The organism is uncultured Dialister sp. (assembly GCA_900314595.1).
In the GTDB taxonomy this organism is placed as follows: domain Bacteria; phylum Bacillota; class Negativicutes; order Veillonellales; family Dialisteraceae; genus Dialister.
The window spans coordinates 1-2,311 of sequence record OMVW01000082.1; the positions used below are offsets into that span (position 1 = coordinate 1).

Consider the following 2,311-nt stretch of genomic DNA (forward strand, 5'->3'; position numbering starts at 1 on the left):
AAAAATTGAACTCCCACCGGTTTTATTTACGGTGGCAACGGCGCCGATATGTGTAATTGGGGAGCTGTCTGCGAAGCAGACTGAGGGGTCGTACTACAGGTACATGTCGAAAGTGTCTCTATCCCTCGAAAATGCCTCTACAGCCAGCCCTGCGGATGGGACAGGCTCCCAGGCCCCCCGAAGTTCGGGGGGCTGTCGCCGAAGGCGACGGGTGGGTTCATCTATCATACAAGGCACATATGAGGCTGACTGACAAAATATTTTCATCCCAATTGACTCAGAAGGTACACGATAAGGCCCTCCTCGAGAGGAAGCCTCCCGCAAAGCGGGTGGGAGGGACCTGCACTTTCGACGATAAATTTCCCCGGCCGGACATGCCCGCCAAAGGCCAAATCAAAAAAGCGGCGCCCATGAATTCGCGCCGCGCCTTCACTTACCACTTACCACTTATCACTTACCACTTTTCTCCAAAAGTCATGGTAAAATAAATATATCTATAAACTTCTCGAATGAAAAACAACGGAGGCCATCATGACAAATGAAGAAATCTTTTCCCACGTAGACCACACCCTGCTGAAAGCCACGGCAGGATGGAAAGATATTGAAAAACTTTGTAAAGAAGCGGAGAAATACGGCATGGCATCAGTCTGCGTACCCTCCTCCTATGTAGAAAAAATCCGGGACAGATTCCCCTCCCTCACCATCTGTACAGTCGTCGGCTTTCCTCTAGGAAACTGCTCCACCGAAGCCAAATGCCAGGAAGCTATCACCGCCATTTCCGAAGGAGCCGATGAAATCGATATGGTTATCAATATAGGAGCCCTGAAAGACGGAAATCTGGAAGATGTGATCGACGAAATCGCTACCATCAAAGGCTGTATCGAAGACCATATCTTAAAAGTCATCGTCGAAACCTGCTATCTCACAGAAGAAGAAAAAATCGACGCCTGCCGCTGCGTGACCAAAGCAGGAGCCGACTACATCAAAACCTCCACCGGCTTCGGCACAGCCGGAGCCACCCTTTCCGATATAGAACTTTTTAAGAAATACATCGGGCCAAATGTCAAAATCAAAGCCGCCGGAGGCATCCATACCAGAGAAGAAATGGAAGCCTACCTCGCGGCAGGAGTTTCACGCATAGGTGCCAGCGGAGCCATCAAAGCGCTCCTTGGGGATGAATGCTGAGTAACGGAAAGAGAGCTTTCTTGCGGGAAGGCTCTCTTTTTTGTTGGTAATGGGTAATAGCTAATGGGAAATCAGGTGGATAGACTGTCATCCATTCATGTGGAATGACTGTACATTGGGGTTAATGGGTTTCAGGTAGAAAACTTAATAGCCATCCATGCAGAAAAACTGTGCATCGAGGTTAATAGTTAATCATGTGGATGGCTCGAATTCATTCATGTGAAATAACCGTACATCGGGGTTAATGGTTAATCGGGTAAGCTGCCTGGAATCCATCCAAGTAGGAAAACTGTGCACAGGGGTTAATGGTTAATAGTTAATGGTTCCTATTCCCGGCACTGCCGGTTTACGGGTTCCCGGGATGAGAGTCATATATAAAAGAGGCGCCTCTATCATTTAAAGGCGCCACCTTCATGAAACACGGACCACGGACCACGAATCACGATTAGCTCAATAGACTCCATTTGAAATCACTGCTCTTTTTCCGCCATAGGCACGTACATCCTTGGAATCCGCAGGGGCGGGAATTCTTCCGGGGTCAGGCGGTAGAGGGTCTCGGTATTTCCGGTCCGGGCGGCGAGGCCCCCTCGGGTGGACTGACGGCGGGTGAAGAGGAGGGTATTTTTCTTGAATTCCAGTTTCGTCACGAATCCGTCGGCTTCTCCTTCGTAGGTGAATGGTCCGGTTTTATGGGCAAGGAAGCTCGTGTCTCCGGCAGGCCGTCCCCGGCCGTTCCGGAAGGTCATGCGGACCACGAGGTTTCCCTCGCTGGCCGGGGCGATGCGGACCATGGTATACACATTTTTCGGAAAAGTTTTCGTGAAATCTCTGCTCCCGTACATGCCGCTCACCAGTTCCGCTTCCATCTGGTTTCTTCCGTTGATCATGTAAGGCCGGATCCAGGGAGCCGGAGGCATCATGGCTCTTGCCTCTTCCGCACAAATGGCAGAAAGAGGAAATACGCAGGAAAGGGCCAGAAGGACGGTGAGAATTTTTCGTTTCATAGGAATCACTCCTTTCGAGTTATCAGCTCAAACTTCGCACCCTTAAATAACCTGGCAGCTCCGATGAAATCTGCATTATTGCATTCCAAAGTATACTGGGATGTTTTATGCGGCATTGAGGA

At 49.9% G+C, this 2,311-nt stretch carries 2 protein-coding genes; one reads left to right on the forward strand and one right to left on the reverse strand.

Annotated features, from left to right (window positions below):
• Positions 1–531: 531 nt before the first annotated feature.
• Positions 532–1,185 carry a deoxyribose-phosphate aldolase gene (gene deoC / locus QZN42_RS10125; protein ID WP_296957344.1) on the forward strand — a complete coding sequence of 218 codons (654 nt, stop codon included), beginning with the start codon at positions 532–534 and terminating at the stop codon, positions 1,183–1,185.
• A gap of 470 nt (positions 1,186–1,655) precedes the next feature.
• On the opposite strand, the gene QZN42_RS10130 is transcribed toward deoC, so the two are convergent.
• The gene (locus tag QZN42_RS10130; protein ID WP_296957346.1) at positions 1,656–2,189 is read right to left on the reverse strand and encodes a hypothetical protein; all 534 of its coding nucleotides are present in this window, start codon (positions 2,187–2,189) and stop codon (positions 1,656–1,658) included.
• Between the last annotated feature and the right edge of the window lie 122 nt (positions 2,190–2,311).

Coding starts and splice junctions, on each gene's coding strand:
- QZN42_RS10130 (WP_296957346.1), bottom strand. CDS start 2,189: ATGAAACGAAAAATTCTCACCGTCCTTCTGGCCCTTTCCTGCGTATTT.
- deoC (WP_296957344.1), top strand. CDS start 532: ATGACAAATGAAGAAATCTTTTCCCACGTAGACCACACCCTGCTGAAA.